At 52.7% G+C, this 5,673-nt stretch carries 3 protein-coding genes and 1 pseudogene; 2 read left to right on the forward strand and 2 right to left on the reverse strand.

The genetic code is table 11. The features are described 5' to 3' along the window. Window positions 1-236 precede the first annotated feature (236 nt). Window positions 237-593 carry a helix-turn-helix domain-containing protein gene (locus J1785_RS03985; protein ID WP_013577757.1) on the reverse strand — a complete coding sequence of 119 codons (357 nt, stop codon included), beginning with the start codon at window positions 591-593 and terminating at the stop codon, window positions 237-239. A 417-nt stretch (window positions 594-1,010) separates the two neighbouring features. On the opposite strand from J1785_RS03985, the gene J1785_RS03990 reads away from it, so the two are divergent. Further along, window positions 1,011-2,174, forward strand: a complete 1,164-nt coding sequence (locus tag J1785_RS03990) for an efflux RND transporter periplasmic adaptor subunit (protein WP_129953741.1) — start codon at window positions 1,011-1,013, stop codon at window positions 2,172-2,174. 16 nt (window positions 2,175-2,190) lie between these two features. Next, entirely contained in the window at window positions 2,191-5,343 is a 3,153-nt protein-coding gene (locus J1785_RS03995; protein WP_129953545.1) for an efflux RND transporter permease subunit, read from the forward strand. A gap of 99 nt (window positions 5,344-5,442) precedes the next feature. Here J1785_RS03995 and J1785_RS04000 read toward each other — a convergent pair. After that, a pseudogene (locus J1785_RS04000) lies at window positions 5,443-5,673 on the reverse strand (Rrf2 family transcriptional regulator); the annotation flags it as partial.

The following is a 5,673-nucleotide window of genomic DNA, read 5'->3' on the forward strand; positions in this document are numbered from 1 at the left end:
ATTTATTTAATAAATAATGGGTTTCTCATGTCTCCCCGTTGGGGTGTGAACATATCAACCTGAGCGGAGATTACGTATGGCGTACCCGTTTTAAGCAGAGGGGCTGGGAAATACTGTTCGTTACGCTCAGTGGATAAAAGTCTGTATAAAACCAGGCTAAACGTAGGATATTTCAGTTTTCCCAGTGGGCCCCCTACACGCTCACGAGATAAACGCAGCGTAAGCAGAGATAAGAGTTAGTGCAGGCAGCCCTGGCATTCAGTTGCCAGATTAAGCCCGCGACGCCAGTCGCCCGGAGTCTGACCAAACTGTCGTTTGAAACTGCGGGTGAAGGACTGTTGTGAGTCGAAGCCCAGCGAAATCGCAACGCTGACGATAGGCTCGCCGCTGCTGGCCAGCATATCGGCAGATTTCTTCAGTTTTTTCTCACGAATGTATTCCCCCATCGGCAGGCCGGTGTGCTCTTTAAACATCCGCTGCAGGTACCAGCGGGAATAACCTGCCCGCTTGGCGACCGTTTTAATATCCAGTCGTTCTTCCAGATTGTGATCGATCCACTCGATCAGGTCGTGAATGAAATCCTCGGTTCTCATGGCCAGTCTCCTGCTTTTTTTTGTTTGCGCCCCCCGAGGGCGACTCGTCTTTTTATACGTTGACCCAGTTTTTGGTTAAATGCAAGTTTTACTATTGCATTTAATTGACGGTTACAGGATAGTCTCATTTCCCCAGGTAAACGTTCTGTAAAATAGCACATAAAGTGTAACAGTAATTCTTGCAGTTTAGTAAGCGCATCTCTACAATCCTCACGAATCAATTGTATCAGTATTTGATACATTATTGTGCTGATGAACGGCACAAGTCCCAAAAAAGTCGGTTCAGGCAAAGGACGTTACCCGGCGGACAGGCCGGTGTATTGCCTGGCAGCACTTACACACTGGAAATAAAAAATAATGATGAACCTGCAAAAATCACAGGTTGTTGTACGCGACCACGTCATTGGTACGCCTTTAATGTTGCGCCTTTCAGGGGTTGCGCTGATGGTTGCCCTGCTCGCCGGGTGTGACAACAGCGTGGCGCAAAATGCCGCACCGCCTGCTCCGCAGGTCAGCGTGGCAGATGTGTTAATTAAGCCAATCAGTCAGTGGGATGCCTTTAACGGGCGTGTGGAAGCGGTACAAAGTGTACAACTGCGGCCGCGCGTGTCCGGTTATATCGATAAAGTGAATTATCAGGAAGGCCAGGAAGTGAAAAAGGGTCAGGTACTGTTCACCATTGATGATCGTACTTACCGGGCTGCACAGGAACAGGCGCAGGCTGAACTGGTGCGCGCGCGCAATCAGGCCAGTCTGGCACGAAGTGAATCTGCACGAACAGAAGCGCTGATCGGGACGCTGGCCGTGTCGAAAGAAGTCGCGGAGCAACGTCGTTCGGCAGCGTCGCAGGCACAGTCTGATGTCCTGGCTGCACAGGCACAGCTGGACATGGCCCAACTTAATCTTGATTTCACCCGTGTTACTTCCCCGATTGATGGCCGTGCCAGCCGTGCGATGATCACGACCGGTAATTTGGTGACAGCAGGTGACAGCGCGAGCGTACTGACCACGCTGGTGTCACTCGACACAGTCTATGTATATTTCGACGTTGATGAAGGGACTTTCCTGCGTTACCAGGCGCTGGCCCGCGAAGGGAAATTGAACGACAGCCCGCAAAATCGCTTGCCGGTGCATGTCGGATTGGTCGGTGAAAACGGTTATCCGCATCAGGGTGTGGTTGATTTTACTGACAACCAGCTCAACTCCGGCACCGGCACCATCCGCATGCGTGCCCTGTTGGATAACCGTGACCGTACCTTTACGCCGGGATTGTTTGCCCGGGTTCAAATGCCGGGCAGCGCACAGTTCAATGCCATGCTGGTGGACGATAAAGCCATCCTTACCGACCAGGATCGTAAATTCGTTTATGTGGTTGATAAAGATGGCAAGGCACAGCGCCGTGATGTGGAAATTGGCCGCACATACGCAGGCTTACGTATCATACAGAAAGGCCTGGAAGCCGGTGACCGTGTGATCATCGACGGCGTACAGAAAGTGTTTATGCCGGGCATGCCGGTCAACGCCAAAACCGTCAGCATGGTGGCTAACACTGTCACGCCGGCCGCCCCTGCCGTTCAATAAAAGAGAATCCTGACTCATGGACTTTTCCCGCTTTTTCATCGACAGGCCGATTTTTGCGGCCGTTTTGTCGATTCTGATTTTAGTTACCGGGGCAATTGCTATCCCCTTGCTGCCTGTCAGTGAATACCCTAACGTGGTACCGCCAAGCGTTCAGGTTCGTGCTGAATATCCGGGCGCCAACCCGAAAGTGATTGCAGAAACCGTTGCGACGCCGCTGGAAGAAGCGATTAACGGCGTCGAAAATATGGTGTACATGAAATCCGTCGCCGGTTCTGACGGCGTGCTGGTGACAACGGTCACTTTCCGTCCGGGTACCGATCCGGATCAGGCTCAGGTTCAGGTGCAAAACCGGGTCGCGCAGGCTGAAGCACGTCTGCCGGAAGATGTCCGCCGTCAGGGTGTGACCACGCAGAAGCAGTCGCCAACGTTAACGCTGGTGGTGCATCTGGTATCACCTTCCGGCAAGTATGATTCGCTGTATCTGAGCAACTACGCCACGCTGAAGGTGAAAGATGAACTGGCGCGTTTGCCGGGTGTCGGGCAGATTCAGATTTTCGGTGCAGGCGAATATGCCATGCGCGTGTGGCTGGATCCGAACAAAGTTGCGGCCCGAGGTCTGACGGCTTCTGACATTGTGAAAGCCATGCAGGAACAGAATGTGCAGGTCTCTGCCGGTCAGTTGGGCGCTGAACCGATGCCGAAGGACAGTGACTATCTGCTTTCCATCAATGCACAGGGGCGTCTGAAAGATGAAGATGAGTTCGGCAAAATTATCCTGAAAAGCGGTGATAATGGCGAAATTGTCCGTCTGCGTGATGTGGCGCGTATTGAAATGGGGTCCGGTAGTTATGCCCTGCGATCGCAGCTTAATAATAAAGATGCAGTCGGGATTGGTATCTTCCAGTCTCCCGGAGCGAATGCGATTGATTTGTCAGATGCGGTACGAGCCAAAATGACTGAACTGGCAACCCGTTTCCCGGAAGGCATGACCTGGCGTGCGCCGTATGACCCGACGGTGTTTGTCCGGGATTCCATCAGTGCGGTGGTTCACACATTGCTGGAAGCCGTCGTGCTGGTCGTGCTGGTTGTTATCCTGTTCCTCCAAACCTGGCGTGCGTCGATCATTCCTCTGCTGGCGGTACCGATCTCAGTGATAGGGACATTCAGCATCCTGTATTTGCTCGGATTTTCACTCAATACGCTCAGCCTGTTCGGACTGGTGCTGGCGATAGGGATAGTCGTCGATGACGCCATTGTAGTGGTGGAAAACGTCGAGCGAAACATTGAGGAAGGACTTGCGCCAAGGGATGCTGCGCATCAGGCGATGCGGGAGGTGTCCGGGCCGATCGTGGCTATCGCACTGGTGCTGTGCGCGGTATTTGTGCCGATGGCGTTTCTGTCGGGGGTAACCGGTCAGTTCTACAAGCAGTTTGCGGTGACTATCGCTATTTCAACTGTGATTTCGGCCATCAACTCGCTGACATTGTCCCCTGCTCTTGCGGCATTGTTGCTGAAATCGCACGGTACGCCGAAAGACATGCCCTCGCGGCTCATCGACCGACTTTTTGGCTGGATTTTCCGACCGTTCAACCGGTTCTTTAATGCCAGTTCACATCGTTATCAGAATGCTGTGTCTAAAACGTTGGGACGTCGTGGCGCGGTGTTTGTGGTCTACGTTCTGTTGTTATGCGCGGCTGCATTTATGTTCAAAGCTGTGCCGGGGGGCTTTATTCCGACGCAGGATAAACTGTACCTGATTGCAGGTGTGAAAATGCCGGAAGGTGCGTCATTATCCCGCACTGATGCGGTGATCCGCAAAATCAGCGCAATGGGTTTAAGTACCGATGGCGTCATTGATGCGGTGGCATTCCCCGGGTTGAACGCGCTGCAGTTCACCAATACGCCGAATACCGGCACGGTGTTCTTTGCGTTGAAACCGCTGAGTGAACGTACCCGTACGGCGGCGGAAATTAATGCGGAAATAAACGCCAAAATTTCGCAGATTCAGGAAGGGTTCGCGTTTTCCATTATGCCGCCGCCGATCCTCGGGTTAGGTCAGGGTTCAGGTTATTCCCTGTATGTGCAGGATCGCGCGGGGTTGGGTTATGGTGCATTGCAAACCGCGATTAACACCATGTCGGGCGCTATTATGCAGACGCCGGGAATGGGGTATCCGATTTCCTCCTATCAGGCTAACGTGCCGCAGCTCGACGCACATATTGACCGTGACAAAGCTAAGGCTCAGGGCGTATCACTTGATGAACTGTTCAGCACGTTGCAGGTCTATCTCGGCTCGTCTTATATCAATGATTTCAACCGATTCGGTCGTACATGGAAAGTAATGGCGCAGGCGGATGGACAGTTCCGTGACACCGTGGAAGACATTGCCAATCTGCGTACCCGTAACGATAAAGGTGAAATGGTACCCATCGGCAGTATGCTGAACATTACCACCACTTACGGCCCTGACCCGGTAATCCGCTATAACGGTTATCCGGCAGCAGATTTAATTGGTGATGCCGATCCGCGTGTGCTTTCTTCGACGCAGGCAATGACGGAGCTGACCGCAATGTCGAAAAACCTGTTACCGAATGGTATGAATATCGAATGGACTGATCTGAGCTATCAGCAGTCAACACAAGGTAATGCGGCGTTGATTGTATTCCCGATGTCCGTATTGCTGGCGTTCCTGGTACTTGCTGCACTGTATGAAAGCTGGACGCTGCCGCTGGCGGTGATCCTGATTGTGCCAATGACCATGCTATCGGCCTTGTTCGGTGTGTGGCTGACGGGGGGCGATAACAATGTGTTTGTTCAGGTCGGCCTGGTAGTGCTGATGGGGCTGGCATGTAAGAATGCGATTCTGATTGTTGAGTTCGCCCGTGAGCTTGAATTGCAAGGTAAAGGGATTATCGAATCCGCGCTTGAGGCATGTCGTCTGCGTCTGCGCCCTATCGTGATGACCTCGATTGCGTTTATCGCCGGGACTGTCCCGTTGATCCTCGGTCACGGTGCGGGTGCTGAAGTGCGAGGCGTTACCGGAATCACCGTATTTTCCGGCATGTTGGGAGTGACGTTGTTCGGTCTGTTCCTGACGCCTGTATTTTATGTCGCGCTGCGTAAGCTGGTGACGCGTAAGAAAGCGGTGCTGGAAACGCAAGTAGCATAACGCTCTTCAGATAACCACAATGCAAAAAGCCGGGAGAATATCCCGGCTTTTTTACAGGTTTTTTTTAAGCGCGATGTGCGCGGACTGGCTTATAGCACTCTATTTTGAGCAGAGAGAATCTTCGGCGTATTGCGAAGCCAGGTCTTTGGTACATTTGTACTTGCCACCGCGTTCGAACTCAGCCAGCGCATCAGCGACCGTATGACGGGCCAATACCTGAAATGATGCTTCTTCAGCTTCGCTGACGATATTTTTGAAATACGTGCACGCGTTGGCACTGACAACGCAGCGGGCGGGTACGTCCGGGCGGGCTGCCCACAGACGTTTATC

Source organism: Rahnella perminowiae (genome assembly GCF_019049755.1).
Lineage (GTDB): Bacteria > Pseudomonadota > Gammaproteobacteria > Enterobacterales > Enterobacteriaceae > Rahnella > Rahnella perminowiae.

What these genes read in the sequence shown, in the direction of transcription:
- J1785_RS03985 (WP_013577757.1), bottom strand. Translation starts at nt 593, where the DNA reads ATGAGAACCGAGGATTTCATTCACGACCTGATCGAGTGGATCGATCAC.
- J1785_RS03990 (WP_129953741.1), top strand. Translation starts at nt 1,011, where the DNA reads ATGTTGCGCCTTTCAGGGGTTGCGCTGATGGTTGCCCTGCTCGCCGGG.
- J1785_RS03995 (WP_129953545.1), top strand. Translation starts at nt 2,191, where the DNA reads ATGGACTTTTCCCGCTTTTTCATCGACAGGCCGATTTTTGCGGCCGTT.